The following is a 17,097-nucleotide window of genomic DNA, read 5'->3' on the forward strand; positions in this document are numbered from 1 at the left end:
CAAGCGCGGATTTTCAAGCCGCCAAAGTGCGGCGGCGCATGATCTCGGGAACCAGTTCGACCATCAGCATTGCCGAGAACATGAGGCCGCAGCCGACATAACCGATCGGCGAAATGGTCTCCCCGAGGAGCAGCGCGCCGAGCGAGGCGCCAAACAGGGCCTCCGAGGATAGGAAGATCGCTGCCTGCGAAGCCGTCGTGTAGCGCTGGCCGATCAGCTGCAGCGCAAAGGCAAGTCCTGACGAAAAGATGCCGACGTAAAGTATTTCCCAAATAGCGCTCAAGATAACATCGACACTGATGGGCTCGAGAAAGATGGCGACGGCGATGCCGGCAACGGCGGTCACGGCAAACTGTATTGCGGAAAGTGCGAGCGGGCGGCCGGTCGCGGTCAGGGCCACCCCGGCGAGCGTGATCTGCAATGCCCAGAATACGGCGCAGACAACGGTCAGGAGATCGCCGCCCGTCAGATGGGAGAGGGCTCCTCCGGAGAGCAGGAATATTCCCGCAAGCGCCAATATTGCGGCTGGCCAGACGATCGGATGTGGCGGCCGCTTCAGGAAGATCACGGCGATCAGCGGCACGAAGACGACATAGAGACCCGTGATGAAGCTGGAATTGGTGACCGTCGTGGTGAGGATGCCGACCTGCTGGGTCGCAGCGCCGCCGAAGAGGGCGAGGCCGACCAAAAGAAACAGCCGAAGATCATGCCGTTGCAGGGGAGCAGCGGCTTTTCGCGCTTCCAGCCAGACGAAGGGGAGGACGACGAGGGTGGCGACAGCGAAGCGAAGACCGATGAACCAGAATGGTCCGATCATGTTCATGGCCGTCGATTGGGCGACAAAACCGCCGCCCCAGATGGCAGCAGCAAGCAATAGAAGGAGATTCGCCTGAACGCGCGTCATAGTCACCCTGATGTCGGGAAGGTCGTCTTGCGGGGAGGGTTAGCAGTTGCTTTTGCTCGCTGCAAGGGGAGGATACCTCTGGCGGGTTCAGCGTTGCCTTGTCGAAGGAGGCCCCGGAGAGCCTGTCGTGCTCAGTTGGTCGAATTCGCTCTTGAAATGCGCAGGAGTGCGCCGTTGCTTTCGTCGGTCGTGACAAGCAATGCGCCGTCGGGTGCAACGATGACATCGCGAAGTCGGCCGTAGCTGCCTTTCAGAAACCGCTCCTTTTCCTCGATCTTGCCGTTGCCGTTCCGCTCCAGTCGCGACAGAAGCTTAAATTTCAGTGCCGCGACGATGAAATCGCCATTCCATTCCGGAAACATTTTGCCGCGATAGACGGCGATTGCGCCGGGCGCGATCGACGGGTCCCAGTAGAAGAGCGGCTGCTCCATGCCAGCCTTGGCGGTTCCGACGCCGATCTTGGCCCCGGAGTAATCGCGTCCATAGGTGATGACGGGCCAGCCATAATTCCTGCCGGCCTGAGGGTTGTTGATCTCGTCGCCGCCCATTGCGCCGTGTTCGACCGTATAGAGTGTGCCGTCGGCGGCATCGAAGGTAATGCCTTCAGGGTTTCGATGTCCTTTAGACCAGATCTCGGGGAGCGCCTTCTTGCCGTCCTTGAAGGGGTTGTCGGCAGGAATGCTGCCGTTGGCATTGATGTGAATGACGGAACCTGCATCGTCTCGAAAATCCTGGGCGCGATCCTTCTCATAGCGGTCGCCGAGGCTGATGAAGAGGCTGCCGTCCCTGGCAATGGCGATGCGCGAGCCGAATTGAAGGGTGCCGCTGGAAAGGCGGTTCATCAGAAAGATGCGCTTGAGGTCGGTGAGGCGCGTTTCATCCCTTGAGAGGGTCGCTCGAAACGCCGCAGTGCCCATTCCGCCTTCGCCTTCGATCGAGGCGGTAAAATAGATCGTCCGGTTTGAAGTGAAGTTCGGGTCGAGCGCGACGTCGAGAAGGCCTCCCTGGCCGCGGGCGGCGATATCGGGCAGCCCCTCGATCGGGGCCGAGATCTTGCCGTCCCGGATGATGCGCATGCGGCCCGGTCGTTCCGTAACGAGGTAGGCGCCGTCGGGCAGCACCTCGACCGCCCACGGATGGTTCAGTCCGCGCGCAATCGTTTCAACTTTGATGGCGACCTTCTGGGTCTCGATCGTGCCGCTATCCTCGGCGAGCGCGTTACCTGATAGACAGAGTGCGAAGGCGACTGCCGCTGCCGACCTGAGCTGCAAAGAGCAAAGCATGCTGTTTCCTCGCAATGCGGTTCGTCAAGAAGTGGAAGGGGCGAGCCTCTCTTCAAGACATCAGGTGGTCTGGATAACGCATTTGTGTCCGGTCGCCTGGATTGCGACGCGCGAACGCCCGGTTGCGTCATTTCATTTCGGGTCCCCGAAATTCGGGTGTGCGTTAATCATTTGATATAAAGAGAGAAATCAGACTCTCTTCATGTGTTGATTCAAATGCTTGATGCAATGATTCAGATGTCTGACTTGTGGCGTGGAGTCCGACGGACGATCCGCGGCCATCCAATCAGCCTCGAAAGCCCTCGCGCAAAGGGATTCATCATCACAAATCATGTCTCCATAACGCCTTTACCCTTGAAACGTCGTCGCACATTCGACATAGAGCTAACCGCAGAAATCTGGTCCGCAGGCTTTCTGCTGTTTTCAACCGAATAGGACCGATCAACATGGCCTTCCTTGCCGACGCTCTTTCCCGTGTTAAGCCCTCCGCTACCATTGCCGTTGCTCAGAAAGCACGCGAGCTGAAAGCGAAAGGACGCGACGTGATCGGCCTCGGCGCCGGCGAGCCCGATTTCGATACGCCGGACAATATCAAGAAGGCTGCGATCGACGCGATCAATCGCGGGGAGACGAAGTACACGCCGATCTCGGGTATTCCTGAACTGCGCAAGGCGATCGCCGCGAAGTTCAAGCGCGAAAACGGCCTTGACTACGACTGGCAGCAGACGATCGTCGGCACCGGTGGCAAGCAGATCCTGTTCAACGCGCTGATGGCGACGCTGAACCCGGGCGACGAAGTTATCATCCCGGCGCCTTACTGGGTGTCTTACCCGGAGATCGTCTCGCTGTGCAGCGGCACGCCTGTCACCGTCATGACGAGGCAGGAAGACAACTTCAAGCTCCAGCCCGCCGATCTCGAAAAGGCGATCACCGACAAGACGAAGTGGTTCATCTTCAACTCGCCGTCCAATCCGTCGGGCGCTGCCTACACCCATGACGAGCTCAAGGCGCTGACGGACGTGCTCTTGAAGCATCCGCATGTCTGGGTGCTGACCGACGACATGTACGAGCACCTGACTTATGGCGACTTCAAGTTCGCGACGCCTGTCGAAGTCGAGCCGAAGCTCTATGACCGCACGCTGACGATGAACGGCGTCTCCAAGGCCTATGCGATGACCGGCTGGCGTATCGGCTATGCTGCCGGTCCGCTGCAGCTCATCAAGGCGATGGACATGATCCAGGGCCAGCAGACCTCGGGCGCCGCTTCCATGGCGCAGTGGGCTGCCGTCGAAGCGCTGAACGGTCCGCAGGACTTCATTCCGCGCAACAAGAAGATCTTCGAAGGTCGCCGCGATCTCGTCGTGTCGATGCTGAACCAGGCCAAGGGCATTTCCTGCCCGGTTCCGGAAGGCGCATTCTACGTCTATCCGTCCTGCGCCGGCCTGATCGGCAAGACCGCGCCGACGGGCAAGGTCATCGAGAACGACGAGGATTTCGTAACGGAACTGCTGGAATCGGAAGGCGTTGCCGTCGTTCAGGGCTCCGCCTTCGGCCTCGGCCCGAACTTCCGCATCTCCTATGCGACGTCGGAAGAGCTGCTGGAAGAGGCGTGCCGCCGCATCCAGCGCTTCTGCGCGAACTGCAAGTAAGAGCGGATCGACTATCGAACTGATTGGAGGCCCGCCAGCGATGGCGGGCCTTTGCATTGGTCGGCGCTTGCGATCACTATAGGTTGATGCAGCGCACCCATTCATCCCCTATTCATGCGCTGTTCCTAGCTTGAATGATGGTGATACGCGGTTTTGAGGGCGGGTCCGAAGATGCAGCGAAACGAGTTGATGGATGGGCTGCGGGGATACTTCCTCGTCTTCATGCTGATCAACCACCTCATCTTTATCGGCGGCTACTGGATGCTGCTGATCAACCACAATCAGCTGGCTTTCGTCGAGGATGCGCAGGGCTTCGTCTTCCTGTCGGGCCTGCTTGTCGGCATGGTTTATAGCCGGAAGATGGCCAAGAGCGGCTATGAGGCGGCGAGCCGGCAGATCTGGGGGCGGGCCTTCGAGCTCTATCGCTATGCAATGGCGACGGTTCTCGTCGTTTTGTTGGCCGCAATGATCCTGCCGCATGCCCGGCACATCTGGTTCGACTGGCTGGGCGGAACGAGCTTCAGGGATCCGCTGCGGCTTGCGGCGATCGCGGCATTCCTTTTCCAGCCGACCTTCATGGATATCCTGCCGCAATATGTCGTCTACATGCTGCTTGCGCCGCCGGTGGTCTGGCTCTGCCTGCGCGGCCGCTGGCTCGAAGTGATGTTCGTTTCCGCTGCGCTGTGGATGGCAGCGCAGCTCGGCCTGCAACGGCTGGTGACCGAGGCCGTGAACAATTGGCTGCTGCGAGGCGACCAGCAGGGCATTCGTGTCAGCTTCAATCTGCTGGGCTGGCAGATCGTCTTCTTTTCAGGGCTCGTTCTCGGCGTGCTGACCGCAAGCAGGAAGGTGGATTGGTCCAAGGTCTTTCGCCCGGAAGCGACATTGCTGCCGAAACTGGCGCTCAGCATCTGCATCTTCTTCCTGCCGCTCAGGATCGCGACGGCGCATGACCTGTTGCCGCAATCGGTGCTCGACAAGTTCACGACGATGGAAGTCCGCGCCGATTTCAGCCTCGTCTATCTCATCAATTTCCCCGCGGCTGCGATCGTGCTGGTCTGGCTGCTGATTGCTGGACCGAAGCATGCGAGCCCGCGTATCCGCTCCTTCGCCGCCGGCGCGCGGTGGGTTCTTTCCCTGAGTTTCCTGCGGCTGCTCGGCCGGCATTCGCTGCATGTCTATGTCTGGCATGTCGCGATCGTCTATCTGGTCTACTATATCGACCAGCGGACGCCGCAGTTCTCCCAACTCACGAAGACCCTGATCGCGCTGATTTCGGTCATGCTGCTTTCGCTGCCGGCGCTATGGCGCGAGCGCAAGAGGCTGGGTGGAGAGCCGCCGGCGATCGTGCCGGGCTGACGATTTCCTGCCTTCGCAATCCGATTCAGCACTTCGCCCCAAGCCCTTGAAATCAGATTCAAAGCCCGAGCGCCGTCAGCATGATGAAGGTGGCGAAGAGGATGAAATGGGTCATGCCTTCGATGGCGTTCGTTTCGCCGTCGTTGAGGTTGATCGCGGCCGCAATCAGCGTGATGAGGATCATCACCGTCTGTACCGGTGACATGGCCATGACGAAGGGCTGGCCGGTATAGAGCGCTATCGCCTCCATGACGGGCACGGTCAGAATGACCGTCGAGAGCGAGGCGCCCATGGCGATGTTGACGGTCGCCTGCATCCGATTCCTGAGGGCTGCGCGCAGGGCGGTCAGGATTTCCGGTGCAGCTGATATCGCCGCGACCACGATGGCCGCAACCGCCGGCGGGGCGCCGCTGTCCTTCAAGCCTGTCGTCATGAAGGTGGACATGAATTCCGCCAGGACACCGATGATCACGACTCCGACGACGATCGTGCCGATCGAGGTGGCGGTCGAATTGTCTTCGTGGTCTTCCTCGGCGCCATGCAATTTCTTTTCCGTACGCGGATAGCTGTAGCTGAAGAAATAGCTGTGCTGGCCGACCTGCATGCGCAGGAAGAGGGCGTAGAGGGCGATCATGGCAAAGATCGTGAATGCAGAGTAATAGTGCCATTTCGCATCGGGGATGAATTCCGGCACGATCATCGAGATGCCCATGGCGGTCAGGATCATCACGCCATAGGTCTTGCCAGAGTCGTCATTATAGGGCTGCTCGCCATGCTTCAGTCCGCCGAGCAGGGCGGCAAGGCCAAGGATGCCGTTGATATCGAGCATGACGGCCGAATAGATGGTGTCGCGCACCAGGGTGGGGGAGCTCTCTGCGCCATTCATCAGGATGGCCAGGATGATGACCTCGACGGCGACCGCCGACAGCGTCAGGATCATCGTGCCATAGGGATCGCCGACCTTGGCGGCCAGGATTTCGGCATGGTGAGCCACGCGCATAGACGCGAGTACGATGGTGGCGATCAGGACGACCGCGCCCACAATTGCCCCAAGACGACCCATTTCAAGGATCGCGTGTTCCGTTACGAATGCCGCGATCGCAACGATGACCGCAAGGATCAGAAATTTCTCTTCCCGCAATATACCGGCCATGCCCTGACTTGACGCTCCGCTTTCGATTCATTGCCACAATCTAAGGTAATGATTTTACGCATCAAGCGTTTAAGGAAGCATAGAGATTTGCAGTCGGGCGGTTTTAATGGAATACTGCGATCAATGGTTCGTAGGACGCATGACGCGGTATCCTAGACAGAGTGGGCAAGCCGCGACCGACCCCAGCAATGCGCGGCCCGCGACCTTTCCAGGGATCGAGAGGAGGCATTGTATGGTCAAAGTCACTTACGAAATCGTGCCGCATGACGGGGGCTGGGCTTACCGGTTCGGCGGCGTCTATTCCGAGGCGTTTCCGACGCATGCGGAAGCGGTGGAGGCTGCGCGGATCGTAGCAGCGGAACAGCAGGTCGGCGGCGACGATGCCGAAATCAGCTATCAGGACGAAAAAGGCCGTTGGCACGAGGAATATACCGACGGTGGCGATCGGCCGGAGACCGAAGTCGTCGATGGCAAGAACCATTTCCCGCCGGCGGAAAATGCTCCCGGCGCCTGATCCATCCATATTTCCTGCTTCGCGCCACGTCGATGGCGCCGGTCAGGCGATATAATCCTTGAGCCCTTCGACCAATGCGTCGAAGGCGACGCGGCAGCGTGGCGAGGATTTCAGATTTTCGTGCATCACAACCCACGTTTCCAGCGAGATCGAGATCTCAGGCAGCAGGTGTATGAGATCGGCATCCTGTTTTGCCAGCGGGTTCTGAAAGAAGCCGACGCCCAGTCCGCAGCGCACAGCATTCAACAGCGCGATGCTGTGATCCGATCTGAAGGCAAAGGAAATGCCGTCCAGCATCGGATATCGCTTCGTCATGAGGCGGGTATAGGCCGTCTGGCGATCGAAGCCGATCAGGCGGTGACTGCGCAGTTCCTCGACTGATCGCGGTTCGCCATATTGCTCCAGATAATCCCGATGCGCGAAGAAGCCGAGCCGGATCGTGCCGATATGGCGGGCGAGCAGCGCGTCCTGCGATGGCTCGACCATGCGCACCGCGATATCAGCCTCGCGCTGCAGGAGGTCTTCAAGATTGTCGGAGGCCGACAGTTCGATCGTCAGGCCTGGATGCGCTCTCTGCAGCTTTGCCAGGATGGGCGGCAATATTTCGACGCCGACCACTTCGCTGGCGCTGATGCGGACGGTCCCGCCGATCCCTTCATTGCCGCCGGATGCAGCCCGCAACAGCGCGGCGGTCGTGCTTTCCAGCATCTCGGCATAAGGCTTCAGCGCAAGGGCGGCATCGGTCGGAAGCAATCCCTGTTGCGAGCGGGTGAAGAGCTCGGTTCCGAGTGCTTTTTCAAGCGCCTCCACGTGGCGGCCGATGGTCGGCTGCGTCAGACCGAGGTCACGTGCCGCACCCGACAGCGAGCCTTGCCGCAGCACGGCGAGGAGGGTGCGATAATAGTCCCAGTTCGGTTCGTTGATCATACATTTTTGTATACTTACTGCACGCATTTCGTCAATTTCGTTTATCGGGCGCGTACGGCATAGTCTGCTCATCGATTTACCAAGGAGTTGATCATGACCGATACGGCAGAGAAGACGGCATTGATACTGGGCGCGACCGGCGGCATCGGCGGGGCGATTGCTCGGAAGCTGCTGGCCAAGGGATGGCGCATCCGCGCGCTCAATCGGGACGCAGCGAAGGCGGCGCAGAAGGCGCCTGATTTCGAATGGATCCAGGGCGATGCCATGAATGCCGGCGATGTTCTGAGGGCTGCGCAAGGCGCGGAACTAATCGTCCATGGGGTCAATCCGCCCGGCTACCGGGATTGGGAGAAGCTGGTTCTGCCGATGCTCGACAACACGGTTGCCGCCGCTCGCGTTGTCGGCGCGCGGATCGTTCTTCCCGGCACGGTCTATAATTTCGGCCCCGACGCCTTTCCCGTTCTGACGGAGGAAAGCCCGCAGCATCCCGTGACCAAGAAGGGGAGGATCCGCGTCGAGATGGAGAAGCGGCTGAAAGTAGCCGCCGAGAATGGCAATAGCGTCATCATCGTGCGGGCCGGCGATTTCTTCGGTCCCGGCGCCACGGGCAATAGCTGGTTCTCGGCGATGGTGACGCCGGGCAAGCCGGTCAAGACGATCAAGAACCCGACGCGCTATGGCATCGGCCATCAATGGGCCTATCTGCCTGATGTGGCAGAGACGGTGGTGCGGCTAGTCGAACGGGCCGATCAACTGCCTGCCTTCGCGGTCTATCACATGGACGGCCATTTCGATCACGACGGCAAGCAGATCGTCGAGGCGATCAAGAGGGTGACCGGTAGCACAGCAAAGATCACTGCCTTTCCCTGGTGGATCGTCCCCTTGGCAGCGCCCTTCGTCACGTTGATGCGCGAGGTCAAGGAGATGCGCTACCTCTGGACCGAGAAGATGCGGATGAAGAACGATCGTCTAGTGGCGACGCTCGGAGAGGAGCCTCATACCGATCTCGACGAAGGCGTGCGCCAGGCGCTCATTTCGCTCGGGTGCCTTCCGGCAAGGTGAGGCGCCGATAGGAGAGGGCGGCACACAGGCCCCGCTACCACGAAAGGCTTCTAGTTTTCACCCGATGCGAAATCGAATAACATCCCGTCGTCAGAGATTGTAAAAGAGGGCAATAGGGATGTCGTTGCAGCCGATTCACCACGGGCTCACGAGGGCAGTTGCCTTGGGCATCCTGATTATTCTTCCGGCTGTCGTCTTGGTGTCCTGCTCGACGGCCAGCCGCCAATCAACTGCGGCTGCAAGCAAATCGACCGAAACCGATAAAGAAAAAGCCGCCGCCCGTCAGCGATGGGCAGACAGGGTGCAGCGAGACAACAGTTTGGATTCGAGCGGATCGCAACCGGGTTACTACGGGTCGTCTTTCGGCCCACGAATCACCTGGTGATCAAGGCTGAGCCGGCCCCAGTGGACGCTCGATGCTCTGAGATGTCTTCCTTAGAAACGCTCCCAATAAAATCGCCGGCAACGCTTGCGTTGCCGGCGGCTGTTGATCGCCGCCCGATCAGAGGCTGAACCGGGAGGCGACTTTGTGTCTTGGTGGGCGCGCAGATCAGGCCGCGTCCAAAGCCGGATAGTCCGTATAGCCCTTGGCGCCTTGACCACCATAGAGGTTGGCCGAGTCCACCGCGGTCAGCGGTGCATTTTCCTTCAGGCGACGGACCAGATCCGGATTGGCGATGAACGGCTTTCCGAAGGCGACGACGTCGGCCTTGCCGCTGTCGATGGCAGCAACCGCCATGTCCTTGTCATAGCCATTGTTGGTCATCCAGGCGGCCTTGCCGCCGGCTGCCTTGTAGGCTGCGTGGAGCGCGTCATAATCGAAGGGCAGGAAGTCGCGTGCGCCGCCGGTCTGGCCTTCGACGATATGGATGTAGGACAGGCCGTATTTGGCCAGGCCTTCGACGACATAGGTGAAGAGCTGCTGCGGGTCGGCGTCGGAAACATCGCCCGATGGCGTTACCGGGGAGATACGGATCGCGGTGCGGCCTGCACCGATCTCCTTCGTGACGGCATCGACGACCTCGAAGAGCAAGCGGGCGCGGTTTTCGATCGAGCCGCCATACTGGTCGGTACGGTCGTTGACGTTGGAGCGCAGGAACTGGTCGAGCAGGTAGCCGTTGGCACCATGAATTTCGACACCGTCGAAGCCGGCTTCGTCGATCGCCGCACGGGCTGCCTTGCGGTAATCTTCAACGATGCCCGGAATCTCGGAGGTTTCCAGCGCGCGGGGTTCGGAAACGTCAGCGAAGCCGCCGGTGCCGTCGGCGTTGACAAGGTAGGTCTTGGCATTGGCGCGCTTATTGGTCGATGAGACCGGCTTGCCGTCGTTCGGCTGCAGCGTCGTGTGGGAAATACGGCCGACGTGCCACATCTGGACGACGATCTTGCCGCCGGCAGCGTGAACGGCGTCGGTGACCTTTTTCCAGCCTGCCAGTGCTTCCTTGGTGTAGAGGCCGGGAACGTCGGCATAGCCTTGGCCCTGATGCGTGATCGCCGTTGCTTCGGTGATGATCAGGCCGGCCGTTGCGCGCTGGCGATAGTATTCGACGTTCAACTCGTTTGGAACGGCATTCGGGGAGCGGTTGCGGGTCAACGGCGCCATGACGACACGGTTGGTGAGGGAAATATCGCCGAGCATAATCGGCTCGAAAAGCTTGGTCATAAGCTGTCCTTTCAGGTTTTCGATTGGAAGGGGTAGGAGGGGGTAGGAGGTGATCAGGAGGGAAGCGTCGCCTTCGAGCGGACGGTTACGAATGTCAGGCCGACGAAGACGAGCCCGATGACGGCCATAGCGGCGCTGGCGATCGGGACCTCCGAAAGAGAATAGCCGCGGTTCAGAACCGTGCCGCCCACCCAGGCACCGAGCGCATTGCCAATATTGAAGGCGCCGATGTTGATGGTGGAAACGAGGTTCGGCGCGTCCTTGCCGAAAGTGACGACGCTGATCTGTAGCGCCGGCACTGCGGCAAATGTCGCGATGGCCCATATGAAGAGAGTGATCTCGGCCGGGACAACGGCGCGGCTCGTTAGCGTGAAGACGGCGGCCGTCAGGGCCATGGCAGCAAAGACGCCGGCAAGCGTCGCATCCAGCCGCCAGTCTGCGAGCTTGCCGCCGACAAGATTGCCGATCGTCAGGCCGATGCCGATGAGGAACAGGGTCCAGGTAACACCATCCGGAGAGACGCCGGTAACATCACGCAGCAGCGGTGCGATATAGGTGAAGAGCGCGAACATGGCAGAGGAGAAGGACACAGTCGTCAGCAGCGCAAGCAGAAGACCGGAGCCGCGCAGCGCCGAAACCTCGTGCATCAGATTGCGCTGACGGGCTTCCTCGCCCTTCGGCAAGACCAGCATCAAACCGGCGATGGACGCGACACCCAGCAGTGTGACGACCCAAAAGGGTGCACGCCATCCATAGGCCTGGCCGATGGCTGTGCCGGCAGGCACGCCCAGCACGTTTGCAAGCGTCAGACCGGTGAACATCAAGGCGAGGGCACGGGCCTTGCGGTCTTCGGTGACGAGGTTCGCTGCGACAACCGAGCCGATGCCGAAGAAGGCGCCGTGGCAAAGTGCTGTGACCACGCGGGCGATCATCAGGACCCAATAGTTAGGGGAGATCGCACAGAGCAGGTTCCCGAGAATGAACAAGCCCATCAGAAAGATGAGGGTCGTTCGCTGGCGCAGATGCGACGTGGAAATCGCCATGATGGGGGCGCCAATCGCAACCGCGAGCGCATAACCCGTCACGAGCCAGCCGGCCTGTGGAATGGTGATGGCAAGATCGGTGGAGACCTCGGGCAACAGGCCCATGATGACGAATTCGGTTGTCCCGATCGCGAAGGAGCTGAGCGCCAGCACCAGGAGAGCAACAGGCATATCAAAGTTCCTTTTGCAGGCAGGCGAGGAATTCAGCGATGACTTCCTCATTGCGCTTGTAAAAAACCCATTGGCCGACGCGCTTGGTCGTCACCAGCCCGGCGCGGTGAAGGATGCCGAGATGGGAGGACATGGTGGATTGGGAGAGACCGCAGCGCTCGAACTGGCTGGCACAGACGCCCATGTCGAGCGGATGCTCCTGGTCAGCAAAATGCTCTTCCGGGTTCTTGAGCCAGTTGAGGATATCCAACCGCACCGGATTGGAAAGCGCCTTCAGAATTTCGTCCCTGTCCATGGCAAACGTCCATTACATCGAAATTTCTCGATACATGTATCGACGCTTTTCGATATATCAAGGGGCGAAAGCGCGATTGGACGAGAAATTCTTCCGGAGCATAGCTTCGCATAAATTTTGAGCAAAAAAAGAGGGCCACCGGAGTAAACCAGGGCCCTATAGGTATGAAGGTCAAAAACCTCCAGAGGGGAACAGCTGCTGCGGTGGAACTGGGAGGAAAGCCACCATGTGCATCAGCTATGTGCGGTATGATCTTTTATTGTGCAGTGCGCAATGCTTTTTTGTGCAGGGCAGCTATGCATTTGGGCGCTCAGGCCGAAACAGGAAAAAAAAAGGGCCGCTGGAATAACCAGGGCCCGTATAGGTGTGAAGGTTAAAACCTCCAGAGGGGAACAGCTGCTGCGGTGGAACTGGGAGGAAAGCCACCATGTGCATCAGCTGAGTGCGATATGGTGTTTTAATGTGCAGCTAACAATGTCGTAGAATGCATGGCAGCCATGCATTGACTGCAACGCAATGTCGCAGTCACACAAGCCGTTGATATATCAGGATGTTTCTGAGGTCAGAAATTCCAGTTGCGTGCTTTTGCAACGACAAAGTCACGGAAGACCTTGAGCTTCGCCGCATTTTTCATCTCATCCGGATAGCAGAAGTAGGTATCGAAGGATGGGACATCGGCGTTGATTGCAAGCTGGATTAGCCCTGGGTCGCGGCCAACGATGTAGTCCGGCAGGCAGGCGATGCCAATGCCGAGAAGGCAGGCGCGCTTGATCGAGGTCTGGCTGTTGATCTGAAGATGTGGAGGCCGCTTGTTGTCGGACGACCGGCCGGCAATCTCCAGCCAGTTGACGTCGAGCAGGTAGTTCGGCGCAGGTTCGCCGAAGCTGATGATACGGTGATCGTCGAGATCCTCGACCGACTGCGGCTCGCCGTAGCGGTTGATATAGGACGGCGCCGCATAGACGTGCATGTGCACGGTGAAGAGCTTGCGCTGGATCAGGTCCGACTGCTGCGGCTGGCGCAGACGGATGGCGCAGTCGGCATGACGCATGTTCACATCCAGCTCCTCGTTGTCGAGGATGAGCTGGATCTGCATGTCGGGATAAAGCTGCAGAAATTCCTGCACCTTGTCGGTCAGCCAGCCCTGGCCGAGACCGACCGTCGTGGTCACACGCAATTTGCCGCTCGGTTTTTCCGTCGTCTCGGTCAGCTGCATCTTGACCGTCTCGAGCTTCAGAAGAACGTCATGGGCGGTGCGGTAAAGCAACTCGCCCTGTTCCGTTAGGATAAGACCGCGCGCGTGGCGATGAAAGAGCTTGATGCCGACATCCTGCTCCAGGGCGCTGACCTGCCGGCTGATGGCGGACTGGGACAGGTGAAGCTTGTCGGCTGCATGTGTAAACGAGCCTGCCTCGGCAGCTGCGTGAAAAATACGCAGCTTGTCCCAGTCCAACGGCATTCCTGTGCCCCTCATCGTCTATATTACTCCGCTGCGACGGCAACGGGCATATGCCCGGCCAGATAACGTTCTGCTTCGAGTGCGGCCATGCATCCCATGCCGGCTGCGGTGATGGCCTGACGGAACGTGTCGTCCGTCACGTCGCCGGCCGCGTAGATGCCTTCGACGCTGGTCGCTGTCGAATCCGGGGCGGTCCAGAGATAGCCGTTGTCCTTCAGCTTCAGCTTGCCCTTGAAGAGTTCGGTGGCTGGCGCATGGCCGATCGCGACGAAGACGCCGTCGATGACAACATCGGCGACCGCGCCTGTCGTCAGGTCGCGCAGGCGCGCGCCGCTCACGGATGGAGGCATCGGGGGCTTGGCCGGCGTGCCGGTGATTTCGGCAACTTCGGTATTCCAGAGCACCTTGACGTTTGCCTTGGCGAAAAGCCGTTCCTGCAAGATCTTTTCCGCGCGGAAGGAATCGCGGCGGTGAACGACCGTCACCGACTTGGTGATGTTCGAAAGATAGAGCGCTTCCTCGACGGCGCTGTTGCCGCCGCCGACCACGATCACGTCCTTGTTGCGATAGAAGAAGCCATCGCAGGTGGCGCAGGCCGAGACGCCGAAGCCCTGGAAGTGCTGCTCACTCTCGATGCCGAGCCACTTTGCCTTGGCGCCGGTCGCGATGATCAGCGTATCGGCGGTCCAAGTGGTGCCGGAATCCGTGCGCACGACGAAGGGGCGCTGATGTGTGTCGACTTCGGTGACGAGGTCGTTGACGATTTCGGTGCCGACATGCTTGGCCTGCTGCAGCATCTGTTCCATCAGCCAGGGACCCTGGATGGGATCGGCGAAGCCAGGATAGTTTTCCACGTCGGTCGTGATCATGAGCTGGCCACCCTGTTCGAGGCCGGCGATCAGAACGGGTTGCAGCATGGCGCGGGCGGCATAAACGGCAGCCGTATAGCCGGCTGGACCGGAACCGATGATCAGCACCTTGGTATGGCGGGCAGGCATGTCATGTCCTTTCGATGACGCGTTTCGCGAAGGTGGGCGCCTATTTGGGATTCAGCAATCTCGCGATCCGCCGCCCCATTTAGGATTGTCGAGTGCAATTATTCAAGGGCAGCTTTGCATTGCTAACAAAGCAAATGTGTAGCGTGTGTAAGAATCGGTTACCACAATGAAACTTTCTTGCGAATTCTTCCACTTTATATAGAAGGCGCGAGAGGGGAATTAAAGGAAGGCAATCACCGTGCTGCGGGCCGAACTCGACGCCATCGATATAAAAATCCTCCGCGAACTGCAACGTGACGGGCGCATGACAAATGTCGAGCTTGCCGACCGCGTTGGGATCTCGGCTCCACCTTGTTTGCGTCGCGTTCGCAAGCTGGAAGAGGCCGGCGTCATCGAAGGCTATCACGCGATGTTGAACAGCCCCAAGCTGGGCTTCGACCTTGTCGCCTTCTGCATGGTCGGCCTGAAGCACCAGTCGGAGGCCAATCTGAAGGCCTTCGCAAACGCCACCTCGGAATGGCCGCTCGTGCGTCAGGCATGGATGGTGTCCGGCGACAGCGATTTCCTGCTGCATTGCGTTGCGGAAAACCTCACCCGCTTCCAGGATTTCGTTATCGAGGTGCTGACGGCGAACGAGCATGTCGACACCGTGCGCACCATGCTGACCATTCGGCAGGTGAAGAAGTTGGGGCTGGTGGAGCTTTAGAAGCATGGCGCCTTCCGACCGTCCCTGGCATCGATCGCTGGTCAAGACTGGCGCACGTGTCCTGCTTGGCGGTTCGCTTGCTCATATGCAGGATTGGTTTCCCGGGCTGTCCATCGAGCGTAGTGCGGGAACGGGAAGGGGCGAGGTTCGCTACAAGGGCGAGACGGTCGCCTCCCTTCTCGGGGCAGACGCGTTGCGCGAGCGCGCCAACGGCTCGATCTACATCATCGGCTCCGGCCCTTCGGTCAATGATTGCGATCTGACACGGCTTCCAGATGGCAGCGCCATTCTGCTCAACGGCGCGATCAACCTGATCGGGTCGCCGATCGGAACACCGCTTGGCGTCGCCGTCGAGGACGAGCGTTTCATCTGGCGGCATTTCGATCTCCTGAAGCAGAAGGTCGTGCCCGGGACGATCTGCCTGCTCTCCGTGTCAGTGCTTCGCGCGATCTGCGAGAACGATCGCGGCTTTCTCGCCGACAAGCGCGTGATCTTAATAGACGATATCCGCAAACCCTATGGTGCCAAGCGCCTGTCGATGCAGGACTTGCAACGCCTGGACTTCGTGCGATGCAACGATGGCCTGACGGCCGGGTTTTCGTTGCAGCCGGATCGTGGCGTGGTGCTGGGAGGATCGGTCGCGATTTCTGCGCTGCAATTCGCCCTATATTGCCGACCGCGGACCATCGGTCTCATCGGCATCGACATTTCCAACGCGCGTGGCCCGCGCTTCTACGAGAGCGTTGGCGAATCCGCTTTTTCGGGCATCGCCCAGGCCGAGGCACGTATCGTTGACCACATCACGCTTGCTCGCTCGATCGCCGCTGAAATGGGTATCGCGCTCGTGAACCATTCGCCGGTTTCGGTGCTGCTCAAATATGGTTTCGGGTATGACGACCAGTTTGCCCGCGCAAGGGCAAGCGCCGGATCGCATTGAATTTAAAGCCTTTTAGCCGGGCGATACGGCAGGCGTCGGAATGTAGGAAAGGCAGCCTTCATGCGCTGGTTCAAAACCAAGAAATCCGCAATCAAGAAGCTCGCCATTCGGCCGCCGAAACCCGAGCCGGAGCGTCAGGGCATTGCCATTGCCGTCTGCGTCAAAGATGAGGCGAACTATATCGAGGAATGGGTCCGCTTTCACAGGGCTGTCGGCATTTGCCACTTTATCGTTTACGACAATGGCTCTTCGGACCAGACCTGTGCCCTTCTTCGTCAGGCCCTCGACGCCGATATGTTGACCATCGTCCCCTGGGCGGGGCAGATAAGCGATGCCGGAGAGGATCGGTTGATCGACGGGCAGGTCGTGGCCTTCGCCCATGCGATCCTCAATTTCGGTGGCGCCTTTCGCCGCATGGCATTTGTCGATGCCGACGAGTTTCTCCTGCCGATGCGAGGCAAGACCGTCGAGGAGGCGCTTGCCGCGGTCGGCGATTTCCCGAATGTTTCCTTGCCGTGGCACATGTTCGGGACGAGCGGGCACAAGACGAAGCCTAAAGGTCCGCTAGCGCTGAACTACACCAAACGAGCATCGGATCCGCTCAGCAATGAAGAGCATGTCACCAATTTCAAATGCATCGTCGATCCCTGCGAGGTGATCGAAGTCAGCGTGCATCAGTTCAAGACACGTGAATTCGGCGATCTGACTGCCAACGATGCCGGCAAACGCTTTTCGCGCCGTGCGCGCAAGTCGCGTGAGTTCTATTCCAATCGTTTCCTGCAACTCAATCACTACTACAGCAAGTCCGAGGAGGAGTTGCGGGCCAAGATGGCGCGAGGATCGGCCTATGCGGTTTCCAAACAGCAGCTCGAGGAAAAGATGCTGACGACGATGCGGCATATCGAGGCCGATGTCGTCGAGGACCGCGCGATGATCGAATTCCTGGAACGCAACGGAATCGACCTTAGATAATA

Annotated in this window: 16 protein-coding genes; 7 read left to right on the forward strand and 9 right to left on the reverse strand. The window is 59.5% G+C overall.

The window, feature by feature from the left end; translation table 11 throughout:
* Nucleotides 1–13: 13 nt before the first annotated feature.
* Together EV561_RS07750 and EV561_RS07755 are read right to left on the reverse strand one after the other, a co-directional pair.
* Entirely contained in the window at nt 14–904 is an 891-nt protein-coding gene (locus tag EV561_RS07750) for a DMT family transporter (protein WP_132519485.1), read from the reverse strand.
* A gap of 131 nt (nt 905–1,035) precedes the next feature.
* Complete coding sequence (locus tag EV561_RS07755; protein WP_132519488.1) at nt 1,036–2,187, reverse strand: PQQ-dependent sugar dehydrogenase; 1,152 nt, start codon at nt 2,185–2,187, stop codon at nt 1,036–1,038.
* A 446-nt stretch (nt 2,188–2,633) separates the two neighbouring features.
* Here EV561_RS07755 and EV561_RS07760 point away from each other — a divergent pair, with 446 nt between their 5' ends.
* Entirely contained in the window at nt 2,634–3,836 is a 1,203-nt protein-coding gene (locus EV561_RS07760) for a pyridoxal phosphate-dependent aminotransferase (RefSeq protein WP_132519491.1), read from the forward strand.
* A 171-nt stretch (nt 3,837–4,007) separates the two neighbouring features.
* Nucleotides 4,008–5,195: an OpgC domain-containing protein gene (gene opgC, locus EV561_RS07765; protein ID WP_132519494.1), complete on the forward strand. Its 1,188-nt coding sequence runs from the start codon at nt 4,008–4,010 to the stop codon at nt 5,193–5,195.
* A 58-nt stretch (nt 5,196–5,253) separates the two neighbouring features.
* On the opposite strand, the gene EV561_RS07770 is transcribed toward opgC, so the two are convergent.
* Nucleotides 5,254–6,348 (reverse strand): calcium:proton antiporter, encoded by a 1,095-nt coding sequence (locus EV561_RS07770; protein ID WP_132519497.1) that lies wholly within the window; start codon nt 6,346–6,348, stop codon nt 5,254–5,256.
* Between the two features lie 232 nt (nt 6,349–6,580).
* Between EV561_RS07770 and EV561_RS07775 the strand changes: the two genes are divergently transcribed.
* A complete protein-coding gene (locus EV561_RS07775) occupies nt 6,581–6,862 on the forward strand; it encodes a DUF2188 domain-containing protein (RefSeq protein WP_132519500.1) in 282 nt (93 codons plus the stop codon).
* Nucleotides 6,863–6,904: 42 nt separating this feature from the next.
* Here the strand turns inward: EV561_RS07775 and EV561_RS07780 are convergent, their stop codons facing one another.
* Nucleotides 6,905–7,789 carry a LysR family transcriptional regulator gene (locus tag EV561_RS07780; protein ID WP_132519503.1) on the reverse strand — a complete coding sequence of 295 codons (885 nt, stop codon included), beginning with the start codon at nt 7,787–7,789 and terminating at the stop codon, nt 6,905–6,907.
* Nucleotides 7,790–7,882: 93 nt separating this feature from the next.
* Here EV561_RS07780 and EV561_RS07785 point away from each other — a divergent pair, with 93 nt between their 5' ends.
* Nucleotides 7,883–8,851: an SDR family NAD(P)-dependent oxidoreductase gene (locus EV561_RS07785; protein WP_132519506.1), complete on the forward strand. Its 969-nt coding sequence runs from the start codon at nt 7,883–7,885 to the stop codon at nt 8,849–8,851.
* A 550-nt stretch (nt 8,852–9,401) separates the two neighbouring features.
* Here the strand turns inward: EV561_RS07785 and EV561_RS07790 are convergent.
* The 5 genes from EV561_RS07790 to trxB all read right to left on the reverse strand — a co-directional run bounded on the left by EV561_RS07790 (nt 9,402) and on the right by trxB (nt 14,480).
* Nucleotides 9,402–10,514, reverse strand: a complete 1,113-nt coding sequence (locus EV561_RS07790) for an alkene reductase (protein ID WP_132519509.1) — start codon at nt 10,512–10,514, stop codon at nt 9,402–9,404.
* Nucleotides 10,515–10,567: 53 nt separating this feature from the next.
* Nucleotides 10,568–11,728, reverse strand: coding sequence for an MFS transporter (locus EV561_RS07795; RefSeq protein WP_132519512.1), 1,161 nt, complete (start codon nt 11,726–11,728; stop codon nt 10,568–10,570).
* A 1-nt stretch (nt 11,729) separates the two neighbouring features.
* Nucleotides 11,730–12,023 (reverse strand): metalloregulator ArsR/SmtB family transcription factor, encoded by a 294-nt coding sequence (locus EV561_RS07800; RefSeq protein ID WP_132519515.1) that lies wholly within the window; start codon nt 12,021–12,023, stop codon nt 11,730–11,732.
* Between the two features lie 562 nt (nt 12,024–12,585).
* A complete protein-coding gene (locus tag EV561_RS07805) occupies nt 12,586–13,482 on the reverse strand; it encodes a LysR family transcriptional regulator VtlR (protein ID WP_132519518.1) in 897 nt (298 codons plus the stop codon).
* Between the two features lie 23 nt (nt 13,483–13,505).
* Complete coding sequence (gene trxB / locus EV561_RS07810; RefSeq protein ID WP_132519521.1) at nt 13,506–14,480, reverse strand: thioredoxin-disulfide reductase; 975 nt, start codon at nt 14,478–14,480, stop codon at nt 13,506–13,508.
* A 238-nt stretch (nt 14,481–14,718) separates the two neighbouring features.
* On the opposite strand from trxB, the gene EV561_RS07815 reads away from it, so the two are divergent.
* From EV561_RS07815 to EV561_RS07825, 3 genes are read left to right on the forward strand one after another with little or no spacing between them, the layout of a single operon-like run.
* On the forward strand, nt 14,719–15,186 hold the full coding sequence (locus EV561_RS07815) for an Lrp/AsnC family transcriptional regulator (protein WP_132519524.1): 468 nt from the start codon (nt 14,719–14,721) through the stop codon (nt 15,184–15,186).
* Nucleotides 15,187–15,190: 4 nt separating this feature from the next.
* Nucleotides 15,191–16,123, forward strand: a complete 933-nt coding sequence (locus tag EV561_RS07820; RefSeq protein ID WP_132519527.1) for a glycosyl transferase — start codon at nt 15,191–15,193, stop codon at nt 16,121–16,123.
* A 60-nt stretch (nt 16,124–16,183) separates the two neighbouring features.
* Complete coding sequence (locus EV561_RS07825; RefSeq protein ID WP_132519530.1) at nt 16,184–17,095, forward strand: glycosyltransferase family 92 protein; 912 nt, start codon at nt 16,184–16,186, stop codon at nt 17,093–17,095.
* Nucleotides 17,096–17,097 lie beyond the last annotated feature (2 nt).

Origin of the sequence: Rhizobium sp. BK376 (genome assembly GCF_004341625.1) — a bacterium.
Lineage (GTDB): Bacteria > Pseudomonadota > Alphaproteobacteria > Rhizobiales > Rhizobiaceae > Rhizobium.